This window comes from Rickettsiales bacterium (genome assembly GCA_041396965.1).
In the GTDB taxonomy this organism is placed as follows: domain Bacteria; phylum Pseudomonadota; class Alphaproteobacteria; order Rickettsiales; family SXRF01; genus SXRF01.
The window spans coordinates 256,864-275,142 of the sequence record JAWKXN010000001.1 but is presented as its reverse complement, the minus strand read 5'-3'; the positions used below and the strand labels follow the sequence as shown (position 1 = coordinate 275,142).

15 protein-coding genes are annotated in these 18,279 nt (G+C 39.1%); 7 read left to right on the top strand and 8 right to left on the bottom strand.

What is annotated here, in order from left to right:
* Position 1: 1 nt before the first annotated feature.
* Positions 2–925: a 50S ribosomal protein L11 methyltransferase gene (locus tag R3D71_01360; GenBank protein MEZ5690296.1), complete on the bottom strand. Its 924-nt coding sequence runs from the start codon at positions 923–925 to the stop codon at positions 2–4.
* A complete protein-coding gene (gene ligA, locus R3D71_01355) occupies positions 904–2,949 on the bottom strand; it encodes an NAD-dependent DNA ligase LigA (GenBank protein MEZ5690295.1) in 2,046 nt (681 codons plus the stop codon). Before ligA ends, R3D71_01360 begins: the two co-directional genes overlap by 22 nt.
* Positions 2,950–3,088: 139 nt before the next feature.
* On the opposite strand from ligA, the gene R3D71_01350 reads away from it, so the two are divergent.
* Together R3D71_01350 and R3D71_01345 are read left to right on the top strand one after the other, a co-directional pair.
* The gene (locus R3D71_01350; GenBank protein ID MEZ5690294.1) at positions 3,089–3,346 is read left to right on the top strand and encodes a hypothetical protein; all 258 of its coding nucleotides are present in this window, start codon (positions 3,089–3,091) and stop codon (positions 3,344–3,346) included.
* Between the two features lie 3 nt (positions 3,347–3,349).
* Positions 3,350–3,712 (top strand): type II toxin-antitoxin system RelE/ParE family toxin, encoded by a 363-nt coding sequence (locus R3D71_01345; GenBank protein ID MEZ5690293.1) that lies wholly within the window; start codon positions 3,350–3,352, stop codon positions 3,710–3,712.
* Positions 3,713–3,843: 131 nt separating this feature from the next.
* Here the strand turns inward: R3D71_01345 and recN are convergent, their stop codons facing one another.
* From recN to lpxC, 3 genes are all read right to left on the bottom strand, one after another.
* Positions 3,844–5,529 (bottom strand): DNA repair protein RecN, encoded by a 1,686-nt coding sequence (recN, locus tag R3D71_01340; GenBank protein ID MEZ5690292.1) that lies wholly within the window; start codon positions 5,527–5,529, stop codon positions 3,844–3,846.
* A 14-nt stretch (positions 5,530–5,543) separates the two neighbouring features.
* A complete protein-coding gene (locus R3D71_01335) occupies positions 5,544–6,368 on the bottom strand; it encodes an outer membrane protein assembly factor BamD (GenBank protein MEZ5690291.1) in 825 nt (274 codons plus the stop codon).
* Positions 6,369–6,700: 332 nt separating this feature from the next.
* Entirely contained in the window at positions 6,701–7,642 is a 942-nt protein-coding gene (gene lpxC, locus R3D71_01330) for a UDP-3-O-acyl-N-acetylglucosamine deacetylase (GenBank protein ID MEZ5690290.1), read from the bottom strand.
* 272 nt (positions 7,643–7,914) lie between these two features.
* Here lpxC and R3D71_01325 point away from each other — a divergent pair, with 272 nt between their 5' ends.
* From R3D71_01325 to R3D71_01305, 5 genes are all read left to right on the top strand, one after another.
* Positions 7,915–8,334: a holin family protein gene (locus tag R3D71_01325; GenBank protein MEZ5690289.1), complete on the top strand. Its 420-nt coding sequence runs from the start codon at positions 7,915–7,917 to the stop codon at positions 8,332–8,334.
* 79 nt (positions 8,335–8,413) lie between these two features.
* Positions 8,414–9,442 (top strand): response regulator, encoded by a 1,029-nt coding sequence (locus R3D71_01320; protein MEZ5690288.1) that lies wholly within the window; start codon positions 8,414–8,416, stop codon positions 9,440–9,442.
* Positions 9,443–9,587: 145 nt separating this feature from the next.
* Positions 9,588–10,025, top strand: coding sequence for a Dps family protein (locus R3D71_01315; GenBank protein ID MEZ5690287.1), 438 nt, complete (start codon positions 9,588–9,590; stop codon positions 10,023–10,025).
* Between the two features lie 74 nt (positions 10,026–10,099).
* Positions 10,100–10,456, top strand: a complete 357-nt coding sequence (locus R3D71_01310) for a hypothetical protein (GenBank protein ID MEZ5690286.1) — start codon at positions 10,100–10,102, stop codon at positions 10,454–10,456.
* On the top strand, positions 10,456–12,939 hold the full coding sequence (locus R3D71_01305; GenBank protein ID MEZ5690285.1) for a ubiquitin-activating E1 FCCH domain-containing protein: 2,484 nt from the start codon (positions 10,456–10,458) through the stop codon (positions 12,937–12,939). The genes R3D71_01310 and R3D71_01305 overlap by 1 nt, the downstream gene beginning before the upstream one ends.
* A gap of 49 nt (positions 12,940–12,988) precedes the next feature.
* Here the strand turns inward: R3D71_01305 and R3D71_01300 are convergent, their stop codons facing one another.
* The 3 genes from R3D71_01300 to R3D71_01290 are packed head-to-tail and all read right to left on the bottom strand — an operon-like array spanning position 12,989 to position 18,020.
* Positions 12,989–16,201 carry an ATP-binding protein gene (locus R3D71_01300; protein MEZ5690284.1) on the bottom strand — a complete coding sequence of 1,071 codons (3,213 nt, stop codon included), beginning with the start codon at positions 16,199–16,201 and terminating at the stop codon, positions 12,989–12,991.
* 57 nt (positions 16,202–16,258) lie between these two features.
* Positions 16,259–17,119, bottom strand: a complete 861-nt coding sequence (locus R3D71_01295) for a response regulator (protein ID MEZ5690283.1) — start codon at positions 17,117–17,119, stop codon at positions 16,259–16,261.
* Positions 17,106–18,020, bottom strand: coding sequence for a response regulator (locus R3D71_01290; protein ID MEZ5690282.1), 915 nt, complete (start codon positions 18,018–18,020; stop codon positions 17,106–17,108). The genes R3D71_01295 and R3D71_01290 overlap by 14 nt, the downstream gene beginning before the upstream one ends.
* Between the last annotated feature and the right edge of the window lie 259 nt (positions 18,021–18,279).

Sequence of the window (18,279 nt, the reverse complement as noted above, 5' to 3'; positions counted from 1 at the left end):
TCTAGCCAATCACCAGCGTAGACCAACCATCCCTTATAAATCTTTTCTTTAAGCGCAAGCCATGCGTCCGGTGGGCGGCAAGCACATATTTTTCCTGCGAGGCAAGTAACCCCGACAATATCGCCACTCCACCCATAGCGAGGTTTTTCTTAAGATAGGGCGCGAATGACACTAGAGGACGGGCGAGGATATTGGCGATTATCAAATCATACGGAGAGTTATTTTTGACCTCCCCACTGATATAGCCATCGGAGATAGCGGTTTTGATATATTTGTCTGTTTTATTTATTGCAGCGTTTTCCTTTGTCACCCGCACCGATACCGGATCAAGATCTACCGCTAGAATGGCGGACTTCCATAATTTAGCGGCGGCGATCGCGAGGATTCCCGATCCTGTCCCCATATCCAAAATATTGGTGTATGTATGTTTTCTCGCCAGATATTCCATAGCGGCTAAGCAACAACTGGTCGTGGCATGCTCACCAGAGCCGAAAGCCGCTCCTGCGTCTATTTGAATCGCTATTTTATTCATTTTAGGGGTTTCAGAAACATGCGCTCCATGAACAAAAAACCGCCCAATAGAAAGCGGTGGAAAATCTTGCGCTACCTGTGATAGCCAATCCGTCTGCTCTAGCTTTTCTATTTTTATTTCTGGAGTATCTATATTATGTAACGAAGCGATTAAGAACAATCGCCTCTTTAGTTCCTCCGCATCCGGCTTGTCGGAAAATATAAGCTCAAAGCTCCATATATGGTTCTGCTCATCGGTCTCAAAATTCGCTACCGAGATGGCGATGTCAGAAAATGATTCCTCTGCGGTCGCCACCGCTGCCGCCGGAATCATAAACAAAACCTGCCAGTAAGATACTGCCTGCGCGAATGGGTTTTTGTTGGTGTTGTGTTTCACCCTACCATCCCTAACCATTCATCCTCACTTAAGACCTTTACGCCTAACTCATTTGCTTTTTTGAGTTTTGAGCCAGCATCCGCACCCGCTACCACAAAATCAGTTTTTGCCGAGACACTGCTTGCCACCTTTGCGCCCAGATGCTCAGCTCTTTCTTTGGCTTCCGCACGGCTCATCTTGGTGAGTGTTCCCGTAAACACTACTGTTTTTCCTGATACGGCAGAAGTCGCACCAGCGGTTTTAGCGTCGCGCACACGCAACTCGGCGAGTAATTCCTCTACTATCAGCCGATTATGTTTTTCCAAGAAAAACTCTTCTAATGAGGCAACCACCGTTCCACCAATACCGTCAATATTTTGAATGTCCTCCTGAACGGTCTCATCTTTCTCTGCTAATTGCCGCATCGCGGTAAACCAGTTTTGCGCACTACCATAATAGCGCGCCATCAGCTTTGCCGTCACTTCCCCCACATGACGGATGCCAAGCGCGTAAACAAATTTCTCCAGCGGAACATTCTTTGCCTTCTCAATCGCCGCAAGTAGATTATCCAGAGATTTTTTGCCCCAGCCCTCACGTTTTTCTATCTCATCCGCTTTTTCTTTTAAGGAAAAAATATCCGCTACATTGACAATCAACCCATCGCTCCAGAATGCTTGTATCTGTTTTTCTCCAAGCCCCTCAATGTCTAGCGCGCCACGAGCGACAAAATGGCGGAGCCTTTCAACAAGTTGAGCGTTACAAAGCAGACCACCAGCGCAACGTATCGCCACCTCCCCTTCCTCACGAACAGTATGGCTGCCGCACACCGGACAATTAGTCGGAAATATATACTCGGCAGAGCCTTCACAGCGCTTACTAATATCCACCGAAACGACTTGCGGAATCACGTCACCCGCCCGCTGAATCGTTACTGTATCACCAATTCTTATATCCTTACGTCTTATCTCATCCTCATTATGCAGCGTGGCGTTGCTTACCACCACACCACCCACCGTTACTGGCTTTAAGCGAGCGACCGGCGTGAGCGTTCCCGTTCGCCCGACCTGTATATCTATTGCCTCTATGATGGTTGTGGCTTTTTCCGCTGGGAATTTATGCGCTATCGCCCAACGTGGCGCACGGGCTACCTCACCCAAGCGTTTACGCAGATTCAAATCATCTATTTTATAGACAATACCATCTATATCATAATCAAGTTCCACCCGTAATTTCTGGACTTCATCATAGTATGAGATAAGTTCTGCTATATCGGAAGCTGAATGCTGGTTAATAACGTTAAGCCCATATGATTTTATCACTGACATAAGTGTGTGTGAACTATCTAGCGGTATAAAGTCAGGTGAATACTCACCCAAAGAATAAATAAAATAGTCAAGTTTTCTGCTTGCCGTGATCTTAGAGTCCAATTGACGCAAGCTACCAGCGGCGGCGTTACGGGGATTGGCGAATTTCTTATCTTCTGGAAGCGAGGCATTGAGTGCGGCAAAATGTGTATGCGACATGTACACTTCGCCACGCACTTCTAATATTTCTGGAAAATCTCCGACTAGATTCGTCGGTAATATGGTCGCCAGATTATCGGTGATGTTCTCTCCGACATTGCCATCACCACGAGTAAGTCCCAGTGTGAATTTACCATTTTCGTAGTGAGCGGAAAAAGAAAGCCCATCTATTTTCTGTTCGCAGACATAAGATATTTTCTCTTCTTCAGAAATCCCTAAGAAGCGGCGGTTACGAGCTTCCCACTCTATCAAATCTTCTTTGCTAAAAGCATTGGCAAGCGAGAGCATCGGGATTTTGTGCTCAACTTTGGCGAATTTTGAGATTACCGGCGCGCCGACTTTTTGCGTAGGGCTGTCAGAAGTTATAAGCTCAGGAAATTGCTCTTCCAGCTCTTCCAGCTCTCTACGCAGCCGATCATATTCAACGTCAGATATTTTCGGTCGGTCATGCTGGTAATATAGAAGGTCGTGATGGCGGATTTCCTCTGCTAGCTTCTGCCACCGCCTGTTTGCGTCTTCAAAGTTTGGATTAGATAACACTATTAAACCCATTTAACATATTGTTTTTACTAATATTAATAATAAAAATTCACTGTCGCAATTAATGTCATATATTGACATTTTATGATATTTATGACATTGTAAGATAGCAACTTAATGTAAAAAAGGAACTATAAATATGACCAGCAGCCTACATGTTAGTTTGCCTGATGAGATGCGAGCTTATGTTGATATGCGTACCGGTGGTAGTAGAGATTATTCTACACCCAGTGAATATGTGCGTGCCCTAATCCGCTCGGATATGGAAAAAGACGCTACAAAATTGTATATATTCAGAGAATTACTAAAATCTGATGATGAAATTACAAATAATATATTGCTACCTATATCAGCGCTGGATGAGGTGGAAGCAAGAGTCTCCTCAGAAGAAAATTAGATAATGGCTGGTAATATCGTTCTGACACCAACCGCACTTGAGCATTTTAGCAATATTCTTAGATACACGAAGAAAAAATACGGCAGCAAGCAAATGCTTGAATATTCAGCCTTGCTGAAAAAAGGGTTTAACGAAATAGCGATTAATCACCGCAATGAGGCGAACAAACATCTTAATTGGAAGGATTCCACCGGTTTTGAACTACAGCATATACAGCATTATTATGTAGTTTATAAGATTATTGAAGGCAATATATTCGTAATAGCTGGTATTTTTCACCATAGCATGGACATGCCTAACCGGCTGAAAGAACTAGGACAAATGTCTAAGCAGGAAATAGCTACGCTTACAAAAAAGCTGAATTGAAGCTATTGTGTTCATGCGCCACTCAGGCCGCGCACCTCAATGGTGTTAGTCGTCACCTCGCTCATCCAAGTTTCTACCGCTTTTTAATACAATGCAAGAGGAGATGAATAAAAATCAGAGAGATTAAACCTCTACGCCGCTTGCTCCAACAGTTTGCGGGCAGCGGTGCGGGCTTCTTTAGTTATTATGGCTCCGGCAAGCATGCGGGCTAGCTCCTCTTCTCTTTCCTTAGTGGAAAGTTCTTTTACCTCAGTTACGATTTTACCATTCTTTTCCTGTTTGCTGATAAATAAATGATGATTACCACGCACAGCGACTTGCGGTAGGTGAGTTACCACCAATATTTGTGAGTCAGCGGAAAGAGCAGCAAGCCGCTTGCCGATAGCATCAGCGACAGCGCCGCCGGTTCCGGTATCTATCTCATCAAAAATAATGGTTGGGGTGTTATTATTTCCACTAAGAACTACTTTAAGAGCAAGCATAAAGCGGGAAATCTCACCGCCAGAGGCAATCTTGTTAAGTGAGGCATAGTGAATTTCCGTAGCGTCTTTTGGTACATTGGTAGCGCACTCAAACTGGATATTATCAATGCCCGATGAATTCCAGCTTTGTTCATCCGTCCGCTCAATTAGAACCCTGAAACGAGTGGATTCCATTTTTAGTGGCTTTAATTCCTTTTCTACGGCTTTCTCCAAGCTAGTGGCAATTTTTCTACGTTTATCTGATAGCGTAAAAGCCTCACTTAAAAACTCTTCTTTTGCCTTTGTCGAAAGAGCGTTAAGCTTACGCAATTTTTCTTCCTGTGAATCTATTATATCAAGTTTTTCCTCTACTTGCTCCTTAAGAGTGGCAAGCTCATCAAGCGGTAAATTATATTTACGTCCCGCCGCTTTCAGCGCGAATAATCTTTCTTCTGTTTCCTCAAGCTTTACTGGATCAAACTGTGATTCCTGACCAATCTTTTCCAAAGAATATAAAGCCTCCTCCGCCTCAATCGCGGCTTTTTCTAATCCCTCTATTATAGCAGAGAACTCCGCCAAGTCATTAGTAAGCGGTGAGCGACTGAGAGTGCGCTGGGCATTACGTAAAGCGGCAAGCACACCACTACCGGAATTAAGCTCAGCTATCGCCTCATCTAACACACCAAACATTTTTTCACTTTTCATCATTTCAGCACGAGTTTCCGATAGGCTTTCCTCCTCACCTATTTGCGGATTAAGCTGCTTTAACTCACTACGCATATGCCGTAAATATTCCTGTTCACGGGTGGCAAGCTCTATCTCTTCTTTAAGATCGCTTACCGCCTTTTTACTTTTACTCCAAGCCGTATATTTTTCAGCCACACTCTTTTGGGTCTCCGCGAGTTTTCCATAATCATCCAGCATTTTCTTGTGCAAAGAATTATCCATAAGGATTTTTTGATCATGTTGCCCGTTAAGCTCAATAATATTTTCCGTAATTTTTTTCAAAGAAGTAAGGGCTATCGGCTGGTCATTAAGTAACGCTCTACTTTTACCGTCAGAATTTATTATCCGTCTTATTATCATATTATCGGATTCTTCCAGCCCTAGCTCAGCTAGTATTTCTTTCACCCGATTATTTCCTGAAATATCAAATTCGGCGCTAACCGTACCTTGCTCTTTTTGATTACGGATAAGTGAAATATCCGCACGCGCCCCTAGTACCAAGCCAAGAGAATCAAGTAATATAGATTTACCAGCGCCCGTCTCACCGGAAAGCACACATAAGCCCGACTTCAGCTCTATATCACAGCTTTCAATTAAAACTATATCACGAATGGAAAGCCTTATCAGCATAATGTTACCATCAGTTACGGAATAATACTATCCCACCATGATGATTCTTTCTCTGGCTTCTTCAATCCAGAACTAGTATCAGAACCATACTCTTCCATCAAACGGTAACTATCACGATACCATGAGCTATTTGGGAAATTATAACCAAGCACAGCGGCGTAGCGTTTCGCCTCATCAACAACCCCAAGCGTTAAGTAAGACTCTACAAGGCGATGTAAAGCTTCTGGTACATGACTGGTGGTTTGATAATTATCAACCACATAGCGAAAACGATTGATCGCAGCGATAGTGTCATCTTGCTTAAGGTAATAGCGACCTATTTCCATTTCTTTGCCGGCAAGATGGTCTCTGGTAAGATCGGCCTTTATTTTAGCGTCACGAGCATAATCAGAATTAGGGAAACGTCTTGCCACCTCGTTTAGCGCCTGAAGAGCTTGCTGGGTAATCATTTGATCACGTCCGACATCTGAAATTTGGTCGTAATAACATATGGCTATCAAATAATAAGCGTAGGGAGTGGAATCACTACTTGGATATAGCTTTACAAAACGTTCAAGCATGGCTATTGCCTCATCATATTTCTCAATACGATAACTAGCGTAAGCCGCCATAATTTGAGCGTCTGTGGAAAGCGGAGAATATGGATGCTGGCGTTCAACTTCCTCAAAATCAGTAATAGCGGAATTATAATTTCCCTCGTCAATATTATCACGTGCCCGATTATATATAGATTCAGGGGATTCCACTTTTTTATGAGTTATCAAATCATCATCACCATTTGAACAAGAGACAACGATAAAAGATGATAAGATATAGAATATGGTTTTGTTATTAAGCATAGCCGATTTTATACTGTTGTGAATGGGGCGACTATATCAGGCAAAATAGTTCCGGCACAAGCTAATTTTATAGGAGTAAGAGATGAGGGAATTGAGGAACTGGAGAAATGGAGAATTATAGTAAATTACCTTTATTTTTCCCTACAAAAATAAAATTATCTCGCTCGCTAAGCGTTGTAAAATCAACTCTTCCGGAGCTGGCTCTAATAGTAATTTGAGTAATTCCTCCTACAAGTTACCATAGGTCATTAGATATAGCGAGCCTAAACTATGCTCCACAGTATTTTTGGTAGGAAATACTAGAAATACAAACAAATATAGATTCTGCTTGATTAGGCGTATATATTTTCCAACGCACCATTAATTGGAAGCATATCAGAAATGGAGCCTTCATCCTCAATAACGTAAGCGGTGTCATCAGCAAATAGCGCGCGAAGCAGCTTGTTATTTATTGAATGACCTGGGCGTATGAACTCAAATTTTCCATCAATACGGTAACCGGCAAGAAATAGATCTCCTACACAATCAAGAGCCTTATGCCTTACGAACTCATCACTATAGCGAAGACCATCGCTGTTTATCACACCTTCTTTACCAACAACTATAGCGTTATCAAGTGAACCACCAAGAGCGAGCCCCATAGAACGCAAACCTTCTATCTCATGCTCAAACCCAAAAGTACGAGCACGGCTTACGGTTTGTTTGAAATTTATATCACGGAAATCATAAACAGCTTTTTGTTTACCTATAGCTGAGTTGTCAAAATCAATCTCAACGTCGAGTAACATACCGCAATCCCCCTCTTGATTAGGAGAGATATGAGCGAAACTTCCGCCATCACGAATTTCTACATTTTTAACAATACGCAAAATTTTACGTGGTTTTTTGAGAGAGGATATTCCAGCGCATTCAAGCATAAACATGAAAGGATCCGAGCTACCATCCATAATAGGCACTTCTATACCATCAATCTCAATAATAGCGTTATCAATACCAAACCCCCAAAGGGCGGCCATAAGATGCTCTACGGTAGCAACAGTCACTCCATATTCATTACGAATTTTTGTTCCAAGATTAGTCTCACATACCGCGTCAAAAACCGCCGGAACGTATGATTTTTTTTCCTCAACATCCAACCTTTTGAAAACTATACCGCTATCAGCTACCGCTGGCTTTATAGTCATCGTTATATCCTTGCCGCTATGAAGACCGACACCACTGCATGATACTTTATTCGCAATTGTTGTCTGAAAAGAAACCGATTGTTTAATCACGTAACATCCTACTTTATAAAGTTATTCATAATATGTAATCGTAAGTTACGATTTTGTATTATGTATTTCAAATCACTGTTTGTTACGTTTTGTTGCAAGAGAGATAAATTAGTAATTTTTTATATATAATTCAGCTTATTATAAGCAACATTACAAATTTTTAATCCATAGAATATATTTTCCATCTTCCAGAAAAAATTAAATTACTATTACCTAGACATGATATTTTTAATATTACTTTAGTAAAATCAACTAAGAGATAAAGAAATTATATGGGAGCATGGTTAGCATTAATACCAGCAATATCAGAATTGCTTGATAAGATAATCCCCGATCCGCTGGAAAGAGAAAAAGCTCAAAGTGAGTTACTCAAATATGAACGAGCCGCCGAACTAGAAAAGCTAAAAATGGCTCTATCCGCTGATCTCAACCAATCGGAGATAAATAAAATAGAGGCCACGAATTCCAACATATTCATATCAGGTTGGCGACCTTTTATCGGCTGGGTATGTGGAATTGCTTTTGCCTATCATTTTATAATACAACCGGTTTTGGTATTTATAATAGCCGGTAGTGGTGGCAAAATTGAATTACCATCATTTAATATGGAGGCTTTATCCACTGTTTTGATGGGAATGTTGGGGCTTAGCGGGCTTAGAACCATTGAAAAAATAAAAAATATCTCAAAATAGCCTCAATACATAACTATATTTTAACCAAAAAATGGTCAAATATTTATAAACATTAATATTCGTAGGGCTGGAGGGAATATTGATTAGCAGACTAATAGATTACCGTGTCCTCATAGTGGACGCTGATGAGAAAATGGCACGAGTGTTAAAACAGACTCTCAGAAAAATGGGTTTCTCGGATATTCATCTTACTAAAGATGGAAAGGACGCTATTAATCTATTGCAGACCATAAATTTTGATTTCGTGATAACTGAATGGGACACCAAGCAGATGAATGGCTTGGAAATGCTTAAATTCATCCGCCGCAATCCACAATCTCCTAACCCCACTATTCCAGTAATAATGTTAACTGGTAGAACTGAGGTGGCGGATGTCCTACTCGCTCGTAATTATGGGGTAAATGAGTATATGATAAAACCATTTACCGCTCAGTCCATTTATAAAAGGTTGGAAAAAATATTTGAGTCACCGAGAGATTTCGTGGTTAGTGAAAATTTTGTAGGACCAGACAGGCGTACAATAGAAAATGATAATAAGCCCACTAAAGAAAGAAGGAAATTAAATAAGCGTGATTTTAATAAAAAAATTAATCCTAAAGAAATAAAGAAAGCTTTATCAGCGGAAAATAAAGAACCTAAAATATGGCCTCCTGACTTTTCACTAAAAGTAAAACTTGGCAAGAATGTTACTCTTGGTAATCTTATTACGAAAGGTGTTCTAAGTAACGCTCAAAAAGCTATTGACGCGATAACGGATGATTCTTTGTTATGGATTCGTGAGAATATTGATGAGCTTAAAATATTTTACAACGATCTTACATCAATACCAAATGCAGAAAAAACAATTAAAAATATATCGGATACCGCTCTGATAATTAAATCAAGATCCGGAACGTTCGGTTATAACAGAGCAAAGGAAATAGCATACGAGCTTTATATGTTTAGTAAAAATGTTCTAAATCCAGAAAACAAAAAGCATCTTTTGGTAGTTAAAAAACACATAGAAGTTCTACAAGTTATATTAGGACATCAACTTAAAGGAAACGCTGGTGAATCCGGAGCGCAAATAGCGGATGAACTAAAAAAACTGGTAAAAAAATACGCTTAAATTTCCACTTACTCACGCTTATTAAGCTGACTGTTCCAATCTAAAACTTGTAGTTCTATACACAATACAAAAATAGTCTTGATTTTTCCGTTGATAACATCACAATGGTCATCGTGTTGAATATTGTAACTGGAAGGAAATTTTTATGAGTAATAATCCTGTAGCAGAAGAACTAAAAATATTACTAGCGGATAGCTATGCCTTATACCTTAAAACCCAGAACTATCACTGGAATGTAGAAGGCGAGAATTTCAAAGCGTTACATCTTATGTTTGAGGAGCAATATACTGACTTGGCTGCGGCTATTGATGAGATAGCCGAAAGAATAAGAGCTCTTGGTCATAAAGCACCGGGTAGTTGGAAATCTTACGCGGAAGTTTCTAACATAAAAGATGGCGATGAGGATAAAGACGCTAAATCTATGGTAAAAGAGCTGGCGGAAGATCAAAAAATAATCAGTTCCACTCTCAACCAACTCATTAAAACAGCGCAAAAAGCCGGTGATGAGGTAACTATCGGACTGGCGGTAGACAGGCTGACTGTTCATGAAAAAGCGGGATGGATGCTTAGCGCGAGTGTGTAGCTAAATTATCCACTTCCTGAACAAAATAAGGTAGATAAATATTGTTACCCTAGAACAACAAAAAGGGTAATGATATGACAAATGAAAAATCATACGCGTCAAATAAAGTTTATAGTCTTACAACTACCGTAGCAAGTGGTCAGATTTTAAGTTCGGCGATAGATCTACATGGTATGGATCTGGCGGGAGTTTTTATTCCAAGCAATTTTGATGGCACGAAGATCTATATTCAAGCATCTAGTTCTTTAGGTGGAAGCTACAACAGAATACAAGTGGATGGAGTGGACTTTTCCTTGAGCGCTACGGCGGGTAAACCTGTGGCTATCTCTAATCTAGCGATAACCGCCGCTTGGCAATTTATCAAACTAGAAGCTGATACAGTTCAATCCACTGATGACACCATACTAACATTAGCTTTACGGTTAGTATAATGGGACAATTACTCAAATTACTGGCGAACACAAATAATAAAAACCTAGTAATAGCTACAGGTAATTTATTATTCCCTTATACATTCAATAGCAGCTCTAACTGGGTACATAATAGCCGCACTACCCACAAAACCGGTAATGTACCGTTAGTTAATCCACGTATATATTTTGTTAATGGCATAGTTATCCAAAACGGAAATAGTGACGCTTACTATGATTTTGATTTGAATGTTGGCATTGAATATAATGGGACATTCTATTCGGCTATCGCTGATAATGGAGTCACCACTAAAACACTCGTAAAAGAATGGGGTAGCGGCGTTTGGAGTGTGTTTGGGCTTACTATTCCAGCTAATACTGTTTTCCATGTAATTAACCGCCGTGTCGCTAGCGATGGTGGAGTAGCGGGAAGCTATAATGTACTTACATCTCACATGGGGCGTAGAGCAAGGCAAGATGGTATAGTCTCTGGTACTAATGATACTATAGATTATACTGGTGGTGGTTATGGACAGGGTTCGGCTGGTACTTTCAGCTCATCTGGTGGGGTGATACAAACACCAGCTACGGTAACCGGCGGCGGGCAAGATTATTCCTCTGGTCTCTCACTTGGAGCTTATTATGGTGACGCTGGCAGAGGGCAACCAGCTGCTGATTATCAATCAACACCAGTGGCTTTTGTAACAGGAGCAACGGGCGCTAATCCGATAGTGATTACCACCAGTAAGGCACATGGCTATAGTAGTGGACAGACAGGAACATTTAGCGATGTTGGCGGGATGACCGAACTTAACAGTGGAACTTACACTTTAGTTAATGTTACCTCTACTACTTTTGAACTTTCGGGAGTTGATGGAACAGGATTTGGTACTTATACACAAGGTGGCGAATTCTTGCCTAGCGGAGTTACTGGGTTTGCCTCTCAGGAAGGCGGAAGTGTTACTAGCATCACTGTGCAGACAGGTGGTTCAGGACATGATGACGCTAATCCACCACTGGTTGAGCTTGGCGGCGGTGGTGGCTGGGGCTCTGGCGATCAAACAAATTATGGTCCGTGCCTAATACTCGGAGAATCATCAGATAACACTCCTTTCTTTATATCCATTGTTGATTCCAATGGAGCTGGTATTGGCTCAGCAGGCGGAACTGGTGACTTAGTTGGCAGTTCAGGAGCATTGGAACAATTAATCGTAAGTGTTCATGGCTACGCCTTTTGGAAAATCGGAAGGTTTGGCGATAGCGCTAGCGGATGGGTAACAAACCATGACAAACTACTTGCCTTTATTGATAAAGTGATAGCCGATGGTCTAAATATCAGCAAAGCTATTCTCGTAGGAGCGCTAGGCACTAATGATTTTAGTGAGGACTCAGCGCTTACAGCAAGTACTATGGAAGGTAGAATTCAGAGTATATTTACCGAATTTTCTAACAAAGGAATAGGTAATCTTTGGGGAACTACTATACCGCCACATACCACATCTACGGACTCCTATCTTACTACAACCAATCAAACAGCTTTTTCTACTCCTTATGATTCTGGGGGTGAAGTGGTTAGTTTTAATGAGCGACTTCGTAAAAACACAGGCAGTATTAGCAGAGACGGTTATATTGATTTAGCGGACTGCGTAAATGATTTAACCAATAATTATAAATGGCGGACAGATCTATATGGTGGTAATATCCCAACCACTAAAGATGGCATCCATTTTAGTAGAGGTGTCGGTATTTCATATATAAGAAACAACTCCTTAATTCCGGCTATTAATCCCACACCAGACAGTGGAAATTTACTTGTTCATCTATCATCGCTTGATTTCGCTAATTATACTTTATCAGGCAGTAATATAAGCCAGTGGGATGATATAAGTGGTAATGGCAATCACGCGTTACAGGCAACCAGTGGCGACCAACCGCTTATAAACACTTACCGGCATGGCAGTTTGTATGTTCCTGATTTTTATAATTCTAGCGACAGAAAATTAATGACTGTAGATAATTTCAGCTATAACAGAGATGGCTTTACCGTTTATGTGGTGGCTAGTTTTCATAATCTGGGAGTGGCTCAATGTATATGTGGTTTTTATGATTCAGCCATCGGAGCGTCGTGGCGAATTAATTTGGATGTTAACGACAATTTCTTCCTGTACTATATTAATTCGTCAGAAGTTCTAACCGACAGCAACACAATATTCAAGCCAACCTCTACTGAAATTCCTTATATATTCGCTTTTAGGTTTAACAATGGGGTACCAACGCTTAGACTTAACGATAACAGCCAGACAAATTCCGCTCTTGACAGAACGAGTATGAAAGATGTTACTTCTAAATATGCTATAGGTGGATTACTTAACAACAACACGCCTCACACGGCACAACCACTACAAGGAGCGGTACTATCTCATCTATTTTACGATACGGTGCATACTGATAATAGGATGAATGAGGTAGTTGATGAATTAAATAATAGATACCGAGTATTTTAGTAGATTCTTCCACGATGCCACCCTCTTCTCCCCTCAAAGGAAAGAGGGATTAGGCGGCGTTTGAGTGGTTTTCCATAAAGTTTTTTACTCTTTCTATCTCGCTTTTAATTTCTATCATGAGTTCTATCTTATCATTTCTATCACCGGAAGAATTCGCTTCCGCACGCTTACATATATTATGCAATTTCATCGCGCCAAAATTTCCTGACGATCCTTTGAATCTATGAGCCGCTGATTTCCAAACCTCTTTTTCTTGATCACTGACGCTTTTTTCAAGAAGCTCAACAAGCTCTCTGGATTGCTCTAAAAACAGTTCTGTTAGAACTTTTTCCTCTTCCTTATCACCATCAGTAAATAATGTTAACTGCTCTATATCAACCGGCACTTCCTCATCATCATCAACGCTGCCTACTATCTTGCTTATGTTATTTTCTTGCTCAATCTTAGGTTTCTTTACGATTAAGGATTTATTGCCATCAAGATTAAACCAATTTTCTAAAACCTTTTTCAAATGTTCAGCGCGTAAAGGTTTACTCAAATACTCATCCATACCTGATTTCAAACATTTCTCTCTATCTCCCATCATGGCGTTCGCGGTCATCGCCACGATATATGTGTGCATAGAAGTTCCATCTTCCAAAGCACGTAATTTTTCAGTAGCTTTATATCCATCAAGCTCTGGCATCTGACAATCCATAAAAATAATGTCATAGGTTGTACTACGGTATTTCTGTAGTGCCTCAACACCGTTTTCAGCCAAATCAATATTATTGAAACCAAATTTGCGTAACAGCTTCTCAGCGAATATCTGATTTACGGGATAGTCTTCCACGAGTAGGGCTTTCGCGTTTTCTACAGGAATAAGATCTTCTGATTTTTTAGAATTTATATGAGTTTCAGACTTAGACATAACTATATCCTCCTTGTGAGCTATCTTACATGGTATTGAGAACCAGAAAGTTGATCCTTTTCCTTCAACGCTATCAACCCCTATCTCTCCTCCCATCAGGGTTACGAGTTGCTTGGTTATGGCAAGTCCAAGACCAGTTCCACCGTATTTACGAGTGACAGATGCGTCTCCTTGAGTAAACTTATCAAAGATCTCACCTAGTTTATCCGCTGATATGCCAACTCCGGTATCTTGAACACTAATGTGGATACTCTTATTTTTTCCTTCCTCAATTATACTAGCGACTAGATGCACATATCCCTTGTCAGTAAATTTGATAGCATTACCAAGAAAATTGGTTAGGATCTGGCGAATGCGCCCTGAATCCCCTCTTATATATTCAGGAACATCAGATTCACAATCTACTATAAGTGATATATTTTTTCTTTCTGCCTGAGTCTGCATCAAATTTACTACCTGACGTATGGTTTCCGTAAATGGAAAGGCTATGTCCTCAAGCACCAACGCACCAGCCTCTATTTTAGAAAAATCAAGAATATCGTTTAGTAAAAATAGCAAGTTCTCTGCTGATCCGTTTATAGTATTTACAAGATTTTTCTGTTCACTATCCAAATTAGTATCAGCTAGAAGATGTGCCATGCCCAAAACACCGTTCATAGGGGTACGCAATTCGTGACTCATATTAGCTAAGAAGTCACTTTTTGCCTTATTCGCTTCTTCTGCTTTATTTAGACTTATTTGTAAATCTTTCGCTGCCGCTTCCGCCTTCATAGATGTAAGCTTAAGCTGTATCATAGCCTGCTTCAATTCATTTTCTGAATTTTTCCTGTCGGTAATATCACGTTCAATAGCGGCGAAATGTGTTATCTTGCCCTCCATATCACGAACGGGAACGATGCCTATATCTAGCCAGTACGGTTCGCCATCTTTTCTATAATTAAGAAGCTCTCCTTTGAACGGTTTACCCTCAAGCAAACAATTTTTTATAGCAAGTAAAGTTTCCCTATTTGTCTGCTCACCTTGTAAGATTCTTGGGGTCTTGCCAATAACCTCATTCGCGCGATAACCTGTAATTTTACTGAACGCCTCATTTACATAAACTATTTTTGGTCCATCATTATCAAGATTCGCTTTAGTTATAACTATTCCATCATTAGCGCTTTTAATCACGGTATCTAACAACTCTGCCTTCTCATTAAATTGTGAACGCTCAAAAGTTTGGCCTAGCTGTTTGCCTATATTACCAACGACCTGAAGGATAAACTCGTCTGGTATACTAGTATCTGAGGAATAAAATTCCATAACGGCGACTACTTTGCGACTAATAAAAATTGGGAAAGCGAACGCGGATTTAAGTCCAGCGCCTTTTGCTTCTTCCTTGCGCCGAAAAATTTCTGAGTTCTCAAAATCAACCACCCACATAGCTGAAGCGTTCGCGTAAACCTCACCGATAAAACCAAAATTTGGGGTAAAACTTAAAGTATCTGATTTTTTCCTAAAGTCAGAATAGCGATTTCCATATTTTAAGTGCCATATGCTCATACTTACGAGGCGATGCTCTTCTTCAGAGAAACTATAAATATGTCCCACTGACCAATCCATAAAATCACATATCCCATCAATGGCTGCTTGCAGTCCCTCCTCCATATTTATTGATTCATTGGTAGCGATAGCTATTTTCTGCTGCAACCTCATCATTCCAATAATCTTCTTGAATTTTGACAAGATAGGCTTAAATACCAACCACCAAAGGCTGGATATAACAATAAGAATGAAAATCAAAAATACGGCTGCGATATTATATAAAACTAATAAATCATATTTTTGAATATCGTGATAAATATCTGAGGCTTTCTTAAGACTAGAAAGTAATTCCGGTATAGTAATGTTAGTTATGGAACTATATCGCCTACTATCATGATCTGATGTATCGCCAGAGGTATTTAGTATTTTAGCAAGCTCAGAAATTAAAGATTCTATATTTTTATTGATGTTGCTAGAACCACCAAAATATATTTTTTTCAACCTTACATCACTATATACAATACTCCATATGCTCTCACTAGGATTTACTATCTGATCGTGCATTTTACTAAGCCGCGAATAGTTATCAGCAAGTAACTTGTTTAATTTTTGTTTTTTCTCTTTAGTCTCAGCCGCAGCCAATCCATTAATATTATATTCTATATCTCTAATCAAAGAGGTCTGTTCATTATTAATGCCGATAATTGCCCTTATATTTTCTTGCTTGTAAATAAAATGGGCGAACCAAGAATATGTTAGTAGAACAAATATAAGCACTACAGATACTGTCACAAAGAATATGCTTACTATTTTTTTAATTTCATGCATAAATGGCTCTCTTAGTAACGAATATAATGTTTATTTTTTTAGAATTTTACCTACTATCTAGGACAATGTTTTCTTATAATAATCAGCACTTTCCTCAATATAATGACGCATTTTTTCTTTGCTAAACGGCTTAGATACAAAACCAGAAGCACCGGATAAGAGCGAAGATGTTATATTATCCATATGACTGTTAGCGCTAAACATCACAACATAGGCATCAGGATCACTTTTCATAATTTGATAAAGCACTTCAAATCCATTTACGTCAGGAAGTCCTATATCAAGAAAAACTATATCAGGAGCATAAGTCAAATAATTGGCGATTGCTTCCCGCGCGTTTTCAGCAGTAACAAGCGCATAATTTTCCTTAAAGCTATTACTTACTACACGTCTTGTAATCGGATCATCATCTACTATCATAATATGTATAGGATTTCTTACTTTTCTTAATTTTCTGGCGTCATCAAATATTTCCTGTAATGACGATATTTCACCGAAAATATTTTGTTTTTCATTATCGGACTTAAATACCATTACCGATAGGTCATCTATTTTTAACAATAATATGTCCTTAACTATGCGCCAATCCATGAATAAATCATAACATAATGACTTGGTCTTAATATCATTAGATATACAACTATAGGTCACATGTTCCTCAATATCGTATAAATCATCCTTGTTTAATTCTTTGCTGATAAACAATATGTCATTATCCTCACAATGTATTATATCACAATCAACTCCACTATTTTTGTTCTTGATTTCGTATATAAGATCGCTACAAAAATCATAACTGCTATCATCTCCAGAAAACTCAAAATGTAGGCAGTTCCAACTCTCAAAACTGACCGGATCTTTCTCAAGAGAATTAACAAATGCTTTTAGATATATCTGACTATTTTTATGAATTCTCACGAGATTTCTCCTTGTTTTTATTTTCAACACAAATATCTATGTAATGCATAAGCTTATCTCTGGTGAAAGGCTTGGCGATAAATCCTTTCGCGCCAAGTTTCATCGCTTGAGTAACATTCTCTTTATCACAGTTACCACTAAGCATTATTGTATAAGCATGGGGATCCATCCGCATGATTTTTTCCAACAACTCATGTCCAGTTACATCTGGTAAGTTTATATCAAGAAACAATAAATCTGGAGCTAACTTCGCGTAAGTAGAAAGGGCATGGCTGGCTTCTCCAAGACCGGTAAGTGAATATTTTTTTTGCAGAACATTCTCTACTAAACGGCGAGAGAATACATCATCCTCTATAATCATAATTTCTATGTTATCACGCTGCCGCCGGCATTTTCTAATGTCATCACTGCTCTGAGAAATTTCAACATTTAATATATTATCGTGCTTAAATTTTTTAATACGTTCCTGTTTTCGCTCTTCCTTAATCTTTTTTTCATCTTCTATAATCTTACGTCTCTTCTCTAACTTTGATTCCATTACAACTAGCAAATGATTTATATGGGTAGATATATCCATAATCTCTACCCAGCTATTTTCTACTGGTATATTTATGCTATTCGCTACTTCCATTATAAAGTTCCTCAGATCTTTAACCGGAAGTGATGGGGTTAGTATAAATATGTCACGATCATCACAAAGATATATTTTTGTACTCAAAGAAAATATATGTTTATTAGCAGCTTCAGTAACAATGTCTCCTATATCACCAATGTTAGGATTATCTAAAAGATTAAAATAAACGTATCTAGTGAGGTCACGTGGTGAACTATCATCAGAATCCCTTAAGCGCTCCAATTCGTCGTTTAACTTTTCATTAGCGTATTCATCTATAATAATCATACTTATAACTTCTTTAATTACTTATACCCATTATGAATAAGAATATTAATTTATATTAAGGCAATTATTATGCCAAAAAATAAAATTTATATATATCAATATATTAAATTATAAGCAGTGATATAAAATTATCGTTTAGTTTTATTTTGAGAAAATTTTTCATTTTGAATTCTCATTATAAAACTATTTACTTTTATAATTTATACTTATTATGAATAAAAACATTACATGGTTTTATTCAATTTTACGCTTGCTTCGC

What these genes read in the sequence shown, in the direction of transcription:
- R3D71_01360 (MEZ5690296.1), bottom strand. Translation starts at nt 925, where the DNA reads ATGGTTAGGGATGGTAGGGTGAAACACAACACCAACAAAAACCCATTC.
- R3D71_01350 (MEZ5690294.1), top strand. Translation starts at nt 3,089, where the DNA reads ATGACCAGCAGCCTACATGTTAGTTTGCCTGATGAGATGCGAGCTTAT.
- R3D71_01345 (MEZ5690293.1), top strand. Translation starts at nt 3,350, where the DNA reads ATGGCTGGTAATATCGTTCTGACACCAACCGCACTTGAGCATTTTAGC.
- recN (MEZ5690292.1), bottom strand. Translation starts at nt 5,529, where the DNA reads ATGCTGATAAGGCTTTCCATTCGTGATATAGTTTTAATTGAAAGCTGT.
- R3D71_01335 (MEZ5690291.1), bottom strand. Translation starts at nt 6,368, where the DNA reads ATGCTTAATAACAAAACCATATTCTATATCTTATCATCTTTTATCGTT.
- R3D71_01325 (MEZ5690289.1), top strand. Translation starts at nt 7,915, where the DNA reads ATGGGAGCATGGTTAGCATTAATACCAGCAATATCAGAATTGCTTGAT.
- R3D71_01315 (MEZ5690287.1), top strand. Translation starts at nt 9,588, where the DNA reads ATGAGTAATAATCCTGTAGCAGAAGAACTAAAAATATTACTAGCGGAT.
- R3D71_01310 (MEZ5690286.1), top strand. Translation starts at nt 10,100, where the DNA reads ATGACAAATGAAAAATCATACGCGTCAAATAAAGTTTATAGTCTTACA.
- R3D71_01305 (MEZ5690285.1), top strand. Translation starts at nt 10,456, where the DNA reads ATGGGACAATTACTCAAATTACTGGCGAACACAAATAATAAAAACCTA.
- R3D71_01300 (MEZ5690284.1), bottom strand. Translation starts at nt 16,201, where the DNA reads ATGCATGAAATTAAAAAAATAGTAAGCATATTCTTTGTGACAGTATCT.
- R3D71_01290 (MEZ5690282.1), bottom strand. Translation starts at nt 18,020, where the DNA reads ATGATTATTATAGATGAATACGCTAATGAAAAGTTAAACGACGAATTG.